Source organism: Bifidobacterium sp. W8104, from assembly GCF_016100735.1.
GTDB classification, from domain to species: domain Bacteria; phylum Actinomycetota; class Actinomycetes; order Actinomycetales; family Bifidobacteriaceae; genus Bombiscardovia; species Bombiscardovia choladohabitans.
Map to the genome: position 1 here is coordinate 2,023,326 of NZ_JACFRW010000001.1, position 16,842 is coordinate 2,040,167.

Genomic DNA, 16,842 nt, shown 5'->3' on the forward strand with positions numbered 1-16,842 from the left:
GCATCACTCCCATTTGACGGTTGCCGGATCTATCCCGCTTGCACGCGCTGCAGTTTCGATTGCGACCAGCATCCATTTCGCCAATCCAGGTTCCAGTTGTTCGTAATGGCGTCTGAAACGCGGGTCGGCCACATATAATCGCCCCAGAATGACATGCATGGACGGCGTCACATGGAACCATGACAAAGCCTGCCGATGCTCGTCAATCAGTTCGAGAACCTTATCTGATGTCGGAGCCAGACCTTTTCGTTTGGCTTGTGCAAGCTCACTTTCCACGTCTTTAAGCCGGGTCATGTCCTTTTTCTGTTCTTGTTCGGAGCGGGAAGCTTTTCGCTCCGCATACTCAAGCCACTGCCTGCTAGCACCCCAGCGTTCGTATGCTTCCGACTTCGTAGGAGCTGAATCATTACCTGACTTTCCCTCGGCAAGGGCTATGAGTCGGTCCAGACGATCCGCAGCTTTCCTAAGATGCTGGATTTTCTCATCAATTTGCGATCGCTGTCCCTGCAACTCGTCCAAAGCAAGCGGTGTTTTGCAATCGAGCAATGCCTTGATTTGTCTGGCATTGAAGCCCATCTCCCTGTAGGTCACAATTCGCTCCAGCCGTGCGACGTCATCCTGCATATATTGCCGGTAATTCGACAGTCCACGAATGGGATAGATCAGTCCTTCCTCTTCCCAGTGGCGCAGCATTCTCCGGCTGACCCCCGTAAGCTCAGACATCTGACCGATGCTCAAGCCGCTCTTGCTGCCTTCGCCACTGAATTCGCTCTCACGTGTCATGCCTTGACCCTAAACCCTGCCATCATGTCAAGGTCAAATCAATTGTTTCCTGGGGATGGATGAGGCAGTGCATGCACACACCGGCCCCAAACGCCCCAATAACAGGCTCTTGAGGAGGCAGCTTTTGATCCTGCTTGTTTGCGAAGTATTCCCCCTCCGATTATGAAAACGACTAAATCCAGCGTGACTCCTTTCCCATGGGTGCAAATTAGCCTCGTCAGCAGCGACGTGTCCCCTGCAGGGGACAGTTTCTTTTCCCGCGTTGAAGGATTGCGCCCGTCGAACTTGCATAGGAATCAGTTGAATTCCGATTGGAAGGGGAGGCGCAATGGCATATACGGACGGAAACAACGACCCGCAACTGGCTGTGTCCACACAGGGGTTGGTCAAGGCCTATGGCGGATTCAAAGCCGTGGATGGACTGAATCTACGGGTGCCGGCAGGCGGGGTCTACGGACTGCTGGGACCAAACGGAGCCGGAAAATCGACCACCATGAGACTCCTCCTGGGATTGACAAAACCGACTGCTGGAAGCATATGGATGCTTGGACAGCAGGTCGGAAAGAAGAGCAGGATCCAGGCGGGCCGTGTGGGCTCCATGATTGAAGGACCCAGCTTCTATCCAGGCCTATCAGGTCTCGATAACTGCCGCATGGTAGCCGATTATCTGGATCTGCCAGTTTCGGCTGCCTCAGAAGTGCTCACCAAGGTTGGATTGCGGGGATACGAGAAGAGGAAGGCGGGCGCCTACTCCCTGGGGATGAAGCAGCGGCTGGGCATCGCCATGGCGCTGATCTCGCAGCCGGAGCTTCTGCTCCTGGATGAGCCCACCAATGGCTTGGATGCCGCAGCTGTGGTCGAAGTGCGACAGATGATCATGGACTTGGCTGCATCCGAGGGAGTCACCGTCATCATCAGCAGCCATATCCTGTCCGAGATCGAAAAGATGGCTCCGGTGGTTGGCATCATTGCCGATGGTCATCTGCTCTACCAGGGGACATTGGAAAATCTGCGCGAAGAGGGTCATATCGATCTACGGGTATCCGATCCTGGGCTCGTGTCAGAGATACTTGAAACTCAAAGCATTCACCACGAATATATCCGGAAGAGCGCAACCCTGCGCATTCCCGAGATACCCGATCCGCAAATCGGAGCGCTGGTGACTCAGCTGGTATCGCATGGTCTGCAGGTATACCGTGTCGCTTCCGAACGCAAGAGCTTGGAAGAGGCCTTCCTCGAACTAGTGGAAAACCCGCAGAACCATGCAGCGCAGTGCCCTATGCAGCCGTCCGGTCATAAACAGAGGAGCACACGATGAGCTCTGTCGAATCAATCTCCATGCTGTCTGAAGCATTTCGATTGGGGAAACCGCCACGCTCATCTTATCCTGGAGGGCTACTTACTCTGCTTTCGATGGAGCTGCACAAGTTGAAAGGCTCATCATTCTGGTGGATGGCCTTGGGCATGATTGCTCTAGTCTCGGCATGGTCGGGCTTAGCATTCATAAAACGAGCAGAATCTGCGAACCCTGCCACACATGCCGTAGCCCTTGCTCAAGGTGAGATCTACCAAACTGTTAGCCTACTGGCACCCATTCTTGCCGCTCTGCTGACCAGCCGACTTGCTGTCCTGGAGAGCGGCGAGCGCATGGATCTCAAATGGCGCTCCCTAGGACAGGATGCGACTGAGAGGTTTCTTGCCAAGCTCATAGTTGCTGGGTCTGTGATTACGCTATGTTTCGTAATTCCTCTGACGTGGGTACCGCTGGCAGCTTCAGCACAAGGATTCCATCTCGAGGGCAGTCTGGCCGAATACATACTCGTTCCGGCACTGATTGCCTGCTTCTCGTCTATGGCGGTCACGGCTATACAACTCGCCCTATCGCTGACGATAGATAAACAAGCCATAGGACTGGGTCTGGGTGTCATAGCCGGTCTGATCGGGACTGGACTTGGTCCGATGAATATGCCAGGTCTAGGCTGGCTCTTCCCGGCAGGAATCAGTTCCGCCGCCAGCCCCTTCCTGTTTTCAGCCAGCTCTGATGGTTTTGCCAGAATGACCTTGGTCGCCAATCCCTGGCCAAAAGTCCTCACTAGCCTTCTGGCCTGCATTATCTGGTCGGGAATATCAGCATTCATCATCAAGGTCAAGGAGTCAGGCCGATGAACAGGCAATACCCTGCAAACGCTATAACCATCACCCCGATGCATCGCCACAAGCCATCGATCGCCGCCGCCTTCAAATGGGAGATCCGCAAGGCCGGCAATCTCTGGTACTGGCTGGCCACCATGCTCTTCGACGCCGTAGGAATCTTCAACGGTTGGGACCAGTATCAGAGCTACAAACCGGACTTCCAGGCTCAAGGGGTGACCTGGGCTGCGGTCTGGGGGCAGGCGATCCTTCTGCCAAGCATGGTCTTCATGCCAGTCCTGGTCGCGGCCTTTGCAGCCCAGGTTGAAGCCAACGAGCATAGGGGACGAAACTGGCAGCGTCTTAATGCCTCAGGCATGGTCGGGACTGCCCAAGCCGGGAAGGTGATGCATGGACTGCTGGCCTCCCTCCTTACCGTCGCCATCTTCGAATCCGAATTCATACTCGTGGGTGTTCTGGTAGGAGGATTCAGCCCAGTGGAACTCGGTCCCTATCTTATGCGTGGTGTACCGATGACGTTGGCAGTGTGGGCCATTATGACTCTGACCCAGGCCATAGCTGCCAGAGCCGAATCCTTTGCCTCAACCATGAGCATCATGTTTCTGCTCACCCTGGCAGGCTGTGCGCTGTCGCTTGCCGCACCGGCTTTGGCACTGCCTTATCCGCTGGCCCTGATCACCACTGCATCCGCAGCCCGCGACATGGGCAATATGGCATCCACGACCTCTATGGCGGGTTCGTGCATGACGGCAATCCTCTGGGTGCTGATCAGCCTCCTTATATTCCGGCACCAGGCTCGCAGAGCCATCTGATCTTAAGCGCAGAGTCAATAAAGAGAGGATGCAGCACTCGTAAGTAAGGTCGCACATCTCAGTGTCTGACAGCATAATGGAATACCGGCAGTTATCAGGAAGAGGCTCACCGATGAGAGCAGGCAAGAAGACTCAAGGCTGGATTCAGTTGTGGAACCGGCCATATATGACCTTCGTGGCAGTCTTTCTCTGCGCCATCTACGAGACGATGATGCTGACTAGGCTGATCCTCGCCCCGAGCAGCGCCAACCGGACCCTCTACCAGGTAATGAAGTCCGCCAGCTGGGGCTTGCCCCTGTTTGTGGTCATTATTTTTCTCACACTTGTCACCCTATGCCTGCGCCGACTATATCCCTTGGCGACCCTACTGGCGGTCAGTGGATTGCTTGCGCTTTCTGCCGCAATCTATGGCTCGGGATGCACCTACCTGATCATTCCCTGGCTCGTCAACCTCTACGCCTGCGCAGTAGAAGCCAAAAGCATGGCATCATTGGCAGCTGGACTGTGTAGTTCCACCATTCTGGGTCTGCTCAGCATTGCACTCTCTGCCAACTGGCATCATGATGTCCACTTCACTGACCTTCTATATCCGACTGGTCTGGCATTCGCCCTGTGTCTGACAGCCGCCTTTTTCTCACGCTCAGCAAGGCAGTCACGCATGTCGGAGCAGGCGCTGGAGGAGGAGCGCTCGCATGCCCAGACCCTGGCCCGCGAGCGGGACGAGGCCATGTATCAGTCCAAGGTCGCCGCCCAACTGCATGACAGCGTGGGTCACGACTTGACCGCCATCATCGCCCTATCCGAGGGGATGGATCATGCCAGCGGTAAGCCGGAAATTGATGAGGCCATCTCGATGATCAACGACCTGGCACGACAGGGATTGGATGACACCCGGACAGCTGTAAAAACCCTGCAATCAAAGGCAGGACCTGAAAACAACCCAGCGCAGTCCATAGGGGAGGGGCATGGCTGGGATGACATCAAACCCATTCTCGACCACGCCCGCCAAGCCGGAATCAGCACTGCCCTGACAGAGACAGGCCATCGACCGCAGGATTCCGAACAGGCCAACCTCGCTTTCACCGTGACCAGTGAGGCAGTCACCAATGCCCTCCGCCATGGACGGAAGGTCAACTGCATTGTGGTCTCCTGGGATCACGACAGCCAGGGCGGCACAAACATTACCGTTCGTGATGATGGCCAACTTTTGAACAACGATACTGACAACAACGGTAGCAACGGTACAGGCCTTGCCAGGTTAGGAGCCGAGGTGCAAGCTCATGGGGGCAGCTTCCATTCTGGTCCTGGTCCTGACGGTTGGACCTTGCAGGCTCGTATACCACCCTCGCTAGCTGCTACGGCAGCTGACAACACGGGTAAGGAGGAAAGTGCATGATCCGTGTCATGATCGTCGACGACCAGCGCCCGACCCGCATGGGACTGGCACTCATGGTCGCCAAGGATCCAACCTTGCATGTCGTAGCACAGGCGGCCAACGGCCAAGAAGCTTTGGAAAAACTGGCCACAGCCACCGAAAATCAGCAACCCCTGCCTGATGTGATTCTGATGGATGTGCGAATGCCGGTCATGGACGGGCTGGATGCCACCAGCCGTATCAAAAAGCTCCACCCTGAAATGAGCATTCTTATTCTGACCACCTACGACGAAGACGACTATGCGTTCACAGCCTTAGGGGCTGGCGCATCCGGATTCCTGCTCAAGGATGTCAAGACAGCGGATCTGCACAGAGCCATCCATGCGCTGCATGCAGGCGATGCCATTCTCACGCCACGCATCACGGCCGAAGTGATCAGGAGGGGAGTCCCAAAGACAAGAGCCAGTGATGAGTCTAAGGCTCGCGAAAAATTCGCCCAGCTGGGCAAACGCGAGCTTGAGGTCGCTTCGCTGGTCAGCCAAGGCCTGACCAATGCGGAGATTGCCGAGCGCCTCCAGCTGCAGCCCGACTCGGTCAAAAAGACAGTCAGCCGCATACTGGCAAAACTCAAAGTCAGGGACCGGATCAACATCGCCGTCCTTTGGTATCAAGCCAACATTGCAAACCACTGAATAGCACTGAATGCAAGCGGGCTTATCCGTAGATGGAAGAGGGCTGCATCCGGCTGTATCTTTACGGCTTAATCCATATATTGGCGATAAAAGTCCGCCATTTGGTTCATCAACGGCACATCCAGCTCGTAGCCCTTCGAGTTGTCGAAATGCTTGGCCGAATATGCGTTATAGCTTTCGTTAGAAGGCTTTTGACCCAGTCGTCTCATGTGTTCCTTGTATTCCTGGTCGAATTGCTTGCGGTATTGTACTGAGTCCTGGGAATAGTAGACATAGGCGTGCCCGCGATCCTGGTATTCACGAAAACGGAATCGTGGGTTGGACTGAAATGTCTCATGGAAGAGGTCATAACTATATCTGACCGGTACCACCTGATCGTCACGGCTCTGAGTGATGAAAATTCCCGCTTTGGATTGCTTCAAGCCATCCAAAGCGGTATAGCCCGCAAACTTCCCGAACTTTACATGCTCATATAAGCCCAGGCAGGGCAGGATAAGCGAGACGGCAGGGCCAGCGATTTTTCTGCCGGGCTGACGCATCATATCGATCGAACGATTGAATCCAGAAACCATGACTGCAGCCTTGACCTCTGGGTGAAGGTTGAGAACAGCGCCGACCGCATAACCTCCCCAGCTCTGCCCGAACAGGAAAAGAGGAAGGCCCTTATATGATTGCTCACCCTCCACGAAACGAAGAGCTTGGTCTAGATCCTCGACACCTTGAGGAAGGCCCCTGACGGACTTGCCGGCGCTTTCATCGTTGCCGGTGGCATCATAGGCGAAGACCAGGAAGCCCTGGGCGGTGAAATAGTTGGCAACATCCATGTAGGTATTCTGTCCGCCGCCGCCGAAACCATGAGCAATGACCACCAGGCCCTCAGCCTTGTCCTCTCGCTGGTTCGGATTATTTCTTGAATACTGATATCCCGCCAGTTCCTTACCGTCCTTGGACCGGAAGACGCACCGCTTCATACGCAAGCCGGGAAAGTCTGCGAGCGCATAACGCATCCATCCGGGAGTGTTATACCGTTTTCCGAAGGTGTCCTCATAGACCAAAATGGAAGCCCCCGGCAGAATGATTGCCATGACAAGAACAAGTACTATTGCCAGGGCAAGAAGGACCCGCCTCCAATTGCGTTTGGGCTTTGTCCCGCCCGGATTTTCGGACATTTCACTCCCTGATCGGCACCCCATTGTCTGTTTGTATAACTATAAACTTTACAGCTATGAAGCCAGGCCGACTAATTGGTATGCAATGCCGTAATCGGCTGTTTGTAAGTATTTGTCCTCCTATTCATGTGGCAGAGGTAGTCAGAATCTTATTAGCCGATGATCGTTTGAGAATGGTTCGTTTTTGGCACAATTAGTGAGGTGCAGGGTCCAGAGAGGTGTTTCATCTGTTTAAGTGTTTCAAAACTCGTCTAAAAATCAATGTAATATTTAATTGATGAAGGATGAGTTTTGAAACACTTGCGGATAGAGGCCACAGAGAACTCGTGCGGGGGAGGATCGTGCTCATGCTGATTGGATATGCCCGGGTCAGCACATTGGACCAGAATGAGGACCTGCAGGTCGATGCTTTGAAATCTGCAGGGTGTGAGCGATGGTATGTGGATCACGCTTCAGGTGCGAAGGCCAGCAGGCCGGAGCTCGATTGGATGGTTGAGGTCCTTCGGGAGGGTGATGTGCTGGTGGTGTGGAAGCTTGACCGTCTGGGGCGCAGTGTCCAGGTTGATGTCATGAACCGACTGCAGGACATGGGGGTCGGCTTCAAGTCGCTGACAGAGCAGATGGACACCACAACACCTGGCGGCGTCTTGGTGTTCAATGTGTTTGCGGCCATGGCTCAGTTCGAGAGAGACCTGATACGTGAACGGACAAATGCTGGTCTGAAGGCTGCCCGGTCGAGAGGTAGGGTTGGTGGCCGGCGCCACAAACTCAGCAAGAGCGCTGAGGCCATGGTCCGACAGCTCTACGCGTCCAAAAGCGTCACTGTCAACGAGATCGCACAGCGGTTTAGGATATCCAGAGGAACTGTATATGGAGTGCTTTGGCCACGAATTAGAGCACATAAGGAAAAGCGAACAGGGCGAACTATAAAACATGTGGCAGTTCGCCCAACTCACACATTTCAGCATCTTCAAATGACGCTAGTCTTTATCGTGTTTCCCTCGGCGTTCTATTGCCATAAAGATAATCATCGCCACCCAAGCCACTGGATAAGTGCATAAAGCCCAGAACTGTGAATCAGTAACAAACGATATAATATGGGCAAGGACTAACGCTAGTCCGAAAAAGCTGACAGCAATATCTATTGGTTTATTGGACATCAGAAAAGGCATCCAGCAACTGCATCGCCAACACGAACCCAGCCATTCGCGTCAGAAAATAGCTTTTGTTTCAAAGATATATGTGTCATGGCGGTTCCTTTGCCGTCGCAACAAAATGCACGATTTATGCATAAGAGAATTATGCTAGAGAATTGTCACTTTGGCAATATCTGTCCATATATTGGATATGTACTACACCTTCGGAAGACGATCATTCCAGAAGGCGGATCATCCCCGCGGATGCGGGTAACACGTTAGCTTTGCGACCTGTGATGGCTTATGCGTGGGATCATCCCCGCGGATGCGGGGAACACCACGACCATGGTTTTTTGGAGCCAGGCGATGAGGGATCATCCCCGCGGATGCGGGGAACACTACCTGGGACGGCCCCGAGACCTTCGACAGGGAGGATCATCCCCGCGGATGCGGGGAACACACTTAGAAATCCTTCCATTTGTAAGGATTATCTACTACCGTGCAATGCAAACCAATGCAACGCAGACCAGCGTAATGAAATCAATAACGCTATTGAGTTTGACCTGAAGTGCCTTGGTCTGCAATAACTAGTCTTGCTCTAATCGGACACAAATACCATCCTGTATTGATCAATAAGAAATGAGCGGGCTGGGATAGTTCCAATCCACTCACTGCTTAGCTCTTAGCTGCTTTGCACTTTTTCAACGCGCAAACGAGGAAACTACTCGCAACCGACAAATTAGAAGTCAGTAGCTCGTCTCGTCTTTATCCTGTAACCGCAAACGGAGGGAGTAGCTTTTGGATAGTTCGGCCCTCTTTGCGCTCAGCTGGCCTGCTGCTGGCTCAGATCATACACAGTGACGCCGTCAACCGTGGTTGCGGTATAGTGCTTGGCCACCCACTGTGAGATTTGCGTGGCAGTGTCGGAACCTCCCATCTGATGGCCACCCATCTCACCAGCTATGTAGTAATGAATCTGCTTATCCTTCACGTACTGCTTGAACTGTTCCAAGCTGGGGTAGGGGTCGGAACCATTGAACCCGCCAATGGCCATAACCGGCTTTTGAGAGGCCAGCTGATAGCCCGCCGCCTGCTGGGATCCTGTCGTGGCCGCGGACTATCGGTAGGAGTCGGATGACTTTTCCAGCATGGCGACGACCTTGGAACTGGACCGGCCTCCACCAAGCAGACCTCCTCCTCCTTTCATCCTTCCTCCTTCTGATCCCCCATGGAATCCAGATTTGCCCCTGCGCTGTGAACGCATGGAGGGCGCGCCCGAAGTGCTGGATTCTCCTTGTGGCCCCGAGAGATCCTGGCCCATTGGACCTGGTCCTTGAGAACCCATGCTGGGAGCCTGTTGACTATTCGAACCGCCACCAGGTATTTGGCCCTGCTTGCGTGACTGACCCTGCTGATTCATCGGGTCTTGGCCCATGTGATATGAGCCCATGTGGCCGCCGTCACATCCAGGCTTACCTTGCTGTTGCATATTGCCAGGTGCTATGCCTCCTCCCTGACCACCACCAGGCCGACCGCCACCAGAAGCACCTCCGGACATACCACCGGGGCCGCTACCCATATTCCCTGAAGTCAGGCCGGGTCCGGCCAGGACGATTGATCCCATGTGTCCTTGGGATACGGTGTACAGCGTCCATGCAGCAGGGCCAGCCATAAGCCCTATGATTGAGACAATGAGGGCTACAAGAGCGAGTTGTCGTATTCGCAAGAGTCCAGCCAGGGCAAAACCGAGGGCGCCCATGAGACCGATTATGAGAATGGCCCACTTGAGCCAGGGGAGCCACTGGAAGCGACCTGCCAGGCTGAAATCCCAGAAGGCCGTGAAGGCGACAAGAATCGGCGTGACGATCCTGGCCCAGCGCTTGTCCCGGGCAATCCACAGACTGAATGCGCCGATGGCCACCAAGGCAGCCAGGGCTGGAGCCAGAGCCACGGTGTAATACTGGTGGAAAATGCCGGTCATAAAGCTGAAAACGAGCCAGGTGACGGTCAGCCAACCTCCTAAAGCAATGACGCTGGCCCTGCGCACATCAGTACGGGCAGCTCTGCCGATAACCAGCAAGCTGATGACAATGCCCGCGAAAGCCAAAGGAGCCAGCCAGGAAATCTGCGTACCGAACTCGCCGCTGAACAGACGGTTAAGGCCAGTCTGGCCCCACTTGCCACCACCACGACCGCCACCAGCCGGCATGTCGCCTCTCTCATGGCCGTGGCCGGGTATGACGGATTCTTCTTCGCTGCCGGTCAAGCGTCCAAAACCGTTGTAGCCAAAGGTGAGCTCAAGGAAGGAGTTTCGCTGGGAGCCACCTATATAAGGTCTGTCGCTGGCAGGCACGACGACCGTCAGCAGAACCCACCAGCCAGCGGTGACGATCATGGAACCAATGGCAGCCAGTGAATCCAGGATGCGACGAACCATGCCTGTTGGCGACGCCAGAAGAAAAGCCAGGGCAAAACTAGGCAGTACGAGCAGCACCTGCAGTTGTTTGGTAAGGAAGCCGAATCCGATCAAAGCACCGGCCAGGACCATCCACCATGTGCGCTTTCGATTGCCAGAAGGATGGTTGGCATACTCCAGAGACCTGAGGAGCGCGTGAGTGGCACCAGTCATCAATAACACCAGCAAGGCATCGGGGTTGTTGAAGCGAAACATGAGCGCAGCTACCGGAGTGATTATGAAAATGAATCCGGTGACAATGCCCGCCCAGTTGCCCCAGTACCGGCGCACGGTGGCATAGAGCAGGTAGGTGGTCGCAACCCCCATCAGAGCTTCCGGTAGGAGGATGGCAAAGGAATTCAGACCAAAGATGCGCACGGAAAGCGCCATCAGCCAGAGGGCTGCCGGCGGCTTGTCCACAGTGATGGCGTTCCCTGAGTCCAGGGACCCCCAGAGAAAGGCCTTTCAGCTGACCGAGCCAGCCTGGGCTGCAGCCGAATAAAACTCGTTGGCGTATCCAGAAGCCGTAAGGTTGATGAAGAATATTGAGCATGCCGCAAGCAGCATGACACCCAGTGCCACCCAGTCTCCACAAGTCCGTCGGGGCAGAATATACGCGCGGGAGGTGTGCTCCTCAGCGACTGTGTCTACGCTTGTTGATCGTGGCGGATTGAAAGTCTGTGAATGCGGGGAGAAGCCATAGCTGCTGTTAGAAGCCAGTGAAGCGTTCATGATAGGTGAAGTTTGCTCTTTCTGTATGAAATTTCGTTTGCTGTCAGCCGCTCAGCAAGCGGCAGCTTCTTTGCCTGGATCCTTCATACGTGAATGCGAATCCTCCTCTTTGGCAGGCAAGAGGGATCCGCGCAACTCATGCTGTCGGATCTGATCCCAGACGGCAGGGGAGTCCAGGTCGACGCGAAGCTCCTCGACCGCTCGGGCCTCCATACCCTCCCTGACCCGATGCATGCCCTCCAAATCCTTCTTTACCGTGTCTGGAATGTCGACCGTCGAGCCGGCATCCTCCACCCAGCAGACAGGAAGCTCCAGCATGGTCATCCCTGCCTGCTGGGCTCGCACAAGCAGCTCCGTATCGAAGAACCACTCGTCATCCTTCACCTGCGGCAGCAGGACATGTGCAGCCTGAGCAGTAATGGCCTTGAAACCGCATTGAGCATCATGAAAGGAAACGGCCAGATATGAGCGGGGCATGAGGTTGTAGGTGCGCGAAATGAATTCACGTTTGGGGGAGCGGGTGACCCGAGATTGCGGCAACAGACGCGAGCCAAGGGCGATGTCAGCACCGCCCTGGAGCAGGGGAAGAATGAGGCTGCCCGTAGAACCGATGTCGGTGGATAGATCAACATCCATATATGCCATGACTGCCGCCCTGGAGCTGAGCCAGGCCTGTTTCAGGGCGTACCCACGGCCCTTTCTGGCGAGGTGCAAAGCGCGTACCTGATTGGGGCACCAGCCACACAAGGACTTGGCAATCTGCCAACTGGCGTGTGTGCTGGCGTTGTCCGCAATCACGATATTCCAGCTGAAGGGTGCCAGATCTCTGGAGTGACGATCCAGAAAACTGCATAAGGTGGACACGGAGTCAGCCAGCTGAACCTCGTCGTTGTATATGGGAATGACAATATCGGCGTCGACCGGTTTGGACTGCCGTAAAAGACAGGCGAATCAACCTCACTTTGTGGGATTTGTCTGTTGCCAAAGGAGTACCTGTCAGGCACATAGGGCTGCCCAGCAATGTTTCTTTCGAGAATGTTCGTTGCGTTCATGCCTCATAGTAAACAGCGGCTTCTTGGGATATTTCTCGAACTTGTCTTTATAAACTGATTGGACTCCTTAAAAAGAATCATGAGAATGTCTCAATGTTTGCTGACATGGCTGCACCAAATAGCAGCAGTCAATATCGTTTATTTAGAACGATTAGCATAGTTCTGCTTGGCTTGCTACAGGGATTAAACCGAAACCAACTTATGTATTGCGTTTAGGAAGAGGCCACGGTCATGCACATTTAAGCTGTATCTATAACATAAAGAATAATGAAGCAATAATTATATGAGCAATGCATAGCATAGTTAAGCATCCTTGGGTTTACCTACTTCGTAGGCCTAAATCAAGTCCTGCTGAAAGCGTAAAACAACGCTATAGATTGGCGATTGTCGCAAGCGCGTTTAATGACAACTAGAGTCAAATGCGATCAGACTTTCCTCTGCTGATACAAAAGACGACAGGTGTCTTCAACGGACACTCAAGTTCAGAGTAAACAAAAAGGCAAACTACAAGCAACAAAGGTATCTCGGGCAACACGACGAGCATGCTGGCATCTTAATAGTCGCCTGTGTCATTAACATGACAAAACCGTAAGTACGGCAACACTTGCGCCATCAATTACCGTCAAGCTTTCTGCGCAGCCAGGGTACACCAAACACAATGGCACAATATGTTATGGTTCCGCAAGTTAAACCAATTATCGTGTAAGGACTTGTTACAACGTCCTTCCAAGGTCTTCCTATCGCCCAGGAAATAGCCACTATCAGCAGTAGACAAAATCCTATATATAACGGTATAGACAGCAATTTTCCGATCATTATGAAGTCACGAGACCTTCCATGCATTGAGTCTTGGTTAAAGCGAACACATCCATCTTCTTTGGTTGACGCGTGAACCCATGAATATTTCTACAATAACAGGGAGCAAAGGTGTTCCCAAATTCGTTTTGAACGATAGATCTTTTGCTTATAGCTGTGAATGGCTTTCCGCCAACAGCCTGGTTTCGCAACGACCGTAAGACCGAAAACAGTCTCGAGATCCACTGTCAATGTGGCGACAAAAGACGCTTGGTAAACAAGACCAAGATAATGGGTGTCAAATTGACTTGACGTAAAGCTTGCTTTATATTATTCTGGTGCTCATTCAGGTCGACCGGTCCTGATTTGAGCTTATCAAAGAAGAAACCCATGAAGGACGAAAAGAGCGGTAAAGCAACTGTCAATGTGCGACCCAGATCGTTTGGCACTGTTCGTTTCGGTTCCCGCTCGATGCCAGCGCTCACAACCGCTTTGATTCCAGGCCTGGCGAGCAGCATAGTTCAAAGAGGTGTTTATGAAGGTCGTCGCGATATTTATAAATGTAATGAGTCTTGTGGGATTAGTTGTCACATTATACATGCAGATTCAGATTGGGTATTACAGTGACGAACACCCCAGCCTTTATAACCAATTTGATGAGTCGCAAGGAAATCTTGTATGGATTTGTGTTTTTCTTTTTTTTGCTCTCTGTATACTGTCACTTACATTGATTATTCAGATTACAGAACAAACAGAACGAAAGTCATCTCTTCAACCGAAGAAAATATAGCTTTTGCCAAGCTTGCCTCTATAAAACCTCTCGTAGCGATATTAAAGTGTAGCGTAATAGAATTCTATCTATATACCTTAATTTATATACCTTATATATGTGCATGCCTGTAAGAAAGTGAGGAGCCCCGCGTCATTAACGAATACATAGCACATAATTTGTCATACCGAAGAGGCGGATAATCAAAAATACAGTTTTTATCATATATGTCACCAGAGCAAAACAAATAGGACATTAAATTTCGAGAACCTTGGCAACTTGTATAACTTTGTCGGGCCGGCGGGATTTGAACCCGCGACCCCTTGACCCCCAGTCAAGTGCGCTACCAAACTGCGCTACGGCCCGACGGTGCATCAGCACCGAGTAGAGATAGTAGCACAGCGTCACCGGGCCGACAACGGTCCGGCGAGTCCTGGTAGACCAGTCCAGACAGACCGGGCACATGATCGACTTGCTATCATTATTCTGAACGGTCGGCGCAACCCGCGTCGGCCGCAAGTCGTCCCAGCCCGGAAGGGGTTCCATGAGCACAGACGTTTTCGACCTTTCGGCCGCGAAGATGCGAGACAAGGGCATGAGCGAAGTCTCCATCAACCAGTTCAGGCACCTTTACGAAACCTGGGAACGAGGAGATGCCAAAGCCTGCGTGCGCGAAAAGGACATCACGCCGCTCAAGGACGTGCCCCGCACCAAAGAGATCCACGACACCATGGACATGGACATGGCCCTGGACGCATTCTCCCGCACCGCCTTCATCAAGCTCAACGGTGGGCTGGGCACCTCCATGGGCCTGGAAAAGGCCAAGTCCCTGTTGCCCATCCGTCGCCACAAGGCCCGTCGGATGCGCTTCCTGGACATCATCATGGGCCAGGTGCTGACGGCCCGCAAGCGCCTAGGGGTGCCCCTGCCGCTGATCTTCATGAACTCCTTCCGCACCTCGCGCGACACCATGCGCGTGGTCAAGCAGGACCGCCGCTTCGTCCAGAACGACGTGCCCATGGAAATCATTCAGCACATCGAGCCCAAAATCGACGCCGACACCGGCCGTCCGGTCGACTTTCCAGCCAAGCCGGACCTTGAATGGTGCCCTCCCGGCCACGGCGACATCTTCTCGACCATCTGGGAGACCGGCCTGCTGGACACACTCAAGGAGCAGGGGATCGACTACCTGTTCATCTCCAACTCCGACAATCTGGGCGCCCGGCCTTCAAGGACCCTGGCCGGCTATTTCGCCCAATCCGGAGCGCCCTTCATGATCGAGGTGGCCAAGCGGACCGAGGCTGATCGCAAGGGCGGCCACATCGTCATCGACAAGGCCAGCGGACGCCTCATCCTACGGGAGATGTCCCAGGTGGACCCGCATGACCGCAGCTCGGCCATGTCCATCCGCAAGCACCCCTACTTCAACACCAACAGCATCTGGGTCAGGGTCGATGCCCTGCGCGACAAGCTGACTGAATACAACGGCGTGCTGCCCCTGCCCATCATCGAGAACCGGAAGACCGTCGACCCCACCGATCCTTCCACCCGCCCCGTGGTGCAGCTGGAGACCGCCATGGGCTCTGCCGCCACGCTCTTCGAGGGGGCCATCTGCGTGCAGGTGGACCGCATGCGCTTCCTGCCGGTCAAGACCACCGACGACCTGTTCATCATGCGCTCCGACCGCTTCCATCTGACCGACTCCTATGAGATGGAGGACGGCAACTACGATTTCCCCAATGTCCAGCTGGATGAGCGCTACTACAAGTACATCGCCGACTTCGACGAGCGCTTCCCCTACGGGGTTCCCAGCCTGGCGGCTGCCAACACGGTCACCATCGAGGGAGACTGGACCTTCGGCAGGGATGTGACCCTGTATGCGGACGCCCATCTGAGCGACCAAGGGCGCTCCTCATACGTGCCCAACGGCCAGTATGTGGGACCTCAGGGTATCGAACCGGACGAGTGGGTCTAAGGCCAGGCGCAACAGGGTTCAGCCTGTCAAGAAAAGGGACCGTATTTGGGTGTTTGGCTCCCACGGTCCTGAAAATCAATCTATGATAGGTAGACGTGCGTTAGGCGCACTGATACATAAATTTTAACGATACGCGAGGACTGATGGCAGAAGGCACGAACGGAAGACGGCGTTTCTCGGATAAGTGGGGCAAGCACGAACTCGATGTCCTAGCCGTCTTATCGTCCGCTTTCCCGCAATGGCTTACATCACGGCAAATAGCGCAGCGGGTCAAGGCCTATGCCGACTCCTACGGCGAGCTGGCCGACCAGGCCGCCAAGGCAGCCTTCGCCAAGCAGTTCCAACGTGACCGGGCCAAGCTGGCGGCCATGGGCATAGCCATCGAATCCCGTCAGCCCGAGTATTCCTCCAAGTCCGAGGGGCAGGATTTCGCCTCCTACCGTCTGCAGCTGGGGGATGAGCCCCGCATCCGCATGCACTTCAATCAGGAGGACATGCCGGTGCTGGCTGCGGCCAACTACCTTGCACGATCTATCGCCATGTCCCAGGAGGCCTGCGAGGAGCCGACCCGACCGGTCTCGCGCACCACGCCCCGAGTGCCGCAGGTGCCCATCCCTGGTTTGGGTCTGGACTCCATAGCCCCTGGGCTGGGTACTCAGCGCATTCCCGACAACCTGGTCAAGGTCATCGATTCCCGTCGCTTCGCTGCCACGGTGGACGTGGACGGGGAGAACCTGAACGTGGCATATGCCGACTCGGACGATTTGGCCATGTTCGTCCTGGAGCACCCCGATGCCTCCATCGTCAGCCCGCAGGAGGCCGCGGATGCCTTCCGTCGACGCTTGGATGCAGCCACCCACTTCAAGCTTGCCGACGAGTCGCAGAGCCCCGGCGCGGCAACGGTAATCTCCCCGGAGATCGCCCGGACCAGCGTCGAGCATTTCGC

General features: G+C 54.4%; 12 protein-coding genes, 1 tRNA gene and 2 pseudogenes. 8 read left to right on the forward strand and 7 right to left on the reverse strand.

Annotated features, from left to right (window positions below; genetic code table 11):
• Positions 1 to 3 precede the first annotated feature (3 nt).
• On the reverse strand, positions 4 to 783 hold the full coding sequence (locus H3U89_RS08030) for a MerR family transcriptional regulator (RefSeq protein ID WP_198179593.1): 780 nt from the start codon (positions 781 to 783) through the stop codon (positions 4 to 6).
• Between the two features lie 328 nt (positions 784 to 1,111).
• Here H3U89_RS08030 and H3U89_RS08035 point away from each other — a divergent pair, with 328 nt between their 5' ends.
• The 5 genes from H3U89_RS08035 (at position 1,112) to H3U89_RS08055 (ending at position 5,813) form a co-directional block, all read left to right on the forward strand.
• Positions 1,112 to 2,101 carry an ABC transporter ATP-binding protein gene (locus H3U89_RS08035; RefSeq protein ID WP_198179591.1) on the forward strand — a complete coding sequence of 330 codons (990 nt, stop codon included), beginning with the start codon at positions 1,112 to 1,114 and terminating at the stop codon, positions 2,099 to 2,101.
• A gap of 95 nt (positions 2,102 to 2,196) precedes the next feature.
• Positions 2,197 to 2,949: an ABC transporter permease gene (locus tag H3U89_RS08040; protein WP_232345621.1), complete on the forward strand. Its 753-nt coding sequence runs from the start codon at positions 2,197 to 2,199 to the stop codon at positions 2,947 to 2,949.
• A complete protein-coding gene (locus H3U89_RS08045; RefSeq protein WP_198179587.1) occupies positions 2,946 to 3,746 on the forward strand; it encodes an ABC transporter permease in 801 nt (266 codons plus the stop codon). Before H3U89_RS08040 ends, H3U89_RS08045 begins: the two co-directional genes overlap by 4 nt.
• A 166-nt stretch (positions 3,747 to 3,912) precedes the next feature.
• Complete coding sequence (locus H3U89_RS08050) at positions 3,913 to 5,142, forward strand: sensor histidine kinase (protein WP_198179579.1); 1,230 nt, start codon at positions 3,913 to 3,915, stop codon at positions 5,140 to 5,142.
• Complete coding sequence (locus H3U89_RS08055; RefSeq protein WP_198179577.1) at positions 5,139 to 5,813, forward strand: response regulator transcription factor; 675 nt, start codon at positions 5,139 to 5,141, stop codon at positions 5,811 to 5,813. Before H3U89_RS08050 ends, H3U89_RS08055 begins: the two co-directional genes overlap by 4 nt.
• A 68-nt stretch (positions 5,814 to 5,881) precedes the next feature.
• Here H3U89_RS08055 and H3U89_RS08060 read toward each other — a convergent pair whose 3' ends face one another.
• On the reverse strand, positions 5,882 to 6,982 hold the full coding sequence (locus H3U89_RS08060; RefSeq protein ID WP_232345623.1) for an alpha/beta hydrolase family protein: 1,101 nt from the start codon (positions 6,980 to 6,982) through the stop codon (positions 5,882 to 5,884).
• A 284-nt stretch (positions 6,983 to 7,266) separates the two neighbouring features.
• Here H3U89_RS08060 and H3U89_RS08065 point away from each other — a divergent pair, with 284 nt between their 5' ends.
• The gene (locus H3U89_RS08065) at positions 7,267 to 8,043 is read left to right on the forward strand and encodes a recombinase family protein (protein WP_332460537.1); all 777 of its coding nucleotides are present in this window, start codon (positions 7,267 to 7,269) and stop codon (positions 8,041 to 8,043) included.
• An 898-nt stretch (positions 8,044 to 8,941) separates the two neighbouring features.
• Here H3U89_RS08065 and H3U89_RS08425 read toward each other — a convergent pair.
• The 5 genes and pseudogenes from H3U89_RS08425 to H3U89_RS08085 form a co-directional block, all read right to left on the reverse strand.
• A pseudogene (locus H3U89_RS08425) lies at positions 8,942 to 9,220 on the reverse strand (glycosyl transferase family 39); the annotation flags it as partial.
• Between the two features lie 15 nt (positions 9,221 to 9,235).
• Complete coding sequence (locus tag H3U89_RS08070; RefSeq protein ID WP_332460536.1) at positions 9,236 to 10,993, reverse strand: ArnT family glycosyltransferase; 1,758 nt, start codon at positions 10,991 to 10,993, stop codon at positions 9,236 to 9,238.
• 363 nt (positions 10,994 to 11,356) lie between these two features.
• Positions 11,357 to 12,214 carry a glycosyltransferase gene (locus H3U89_RS08075; protein WP_198180537.1) on the reverse strand — a complete coding sequence of 286 codons (858 nt, stop codon included), beginning with the start codon at positions 12,212 to 12,214 and terminating at the stop codon, positions 11,357 to 11,359.
• 1,186 nt (positions 12,215 to 13,400) lie between these two features.
• A complete protein-coding gene (locus tag H3U89_RS08080) occupies positions 13,401 to 13,637 on the reverse strand; it encodes a hypothetical protein (protein ID WP_198179573.1) in 237 nt (78 codons plus the stop codon).
• 576 nt (positions 13,638 to 14,213) lie between these two features.
• Positions 14,214 to 14,287, reverse strand: a tRNA-Pro gene (locus tag H3U89_RS08085).
• 178 nt (positions 14,288 to 14,465) lie between these two features.
• On the opposite strand from H3U89_RS08085, the gene H3U89_RS08090 reads away from it, so the two are divergent.
• Together H3U89_RS08090 and H3U89_RS08575 are read left to right on the forward strand one after the other, a co-directional pair.
• The gene (locus H3U89_RS08090; protein WP_198179571.1) at positions 14,466 to 15,896 is read left to right on the forward strand and encodes a UTP--glucose-1-phosphate uridylyltransferase; all 1,431 of its coding nucleotides are present in this window, start codon (positions 14,466 to 14,468) and stop codon (positions 15,894 to 15,896) included.
• A gap of 143 nt (positions 15,897 to 16,039) precedes the next feature.
• Positions 16,040 to 16,823: pseudogene (locus H3U89_RS08575) on the forward strand (helix-turn-helix transcriptional regulator); the annotation flags it as partial.
• Positions 16,824 to 16,842: the final 19 nt, after the last annotated feature.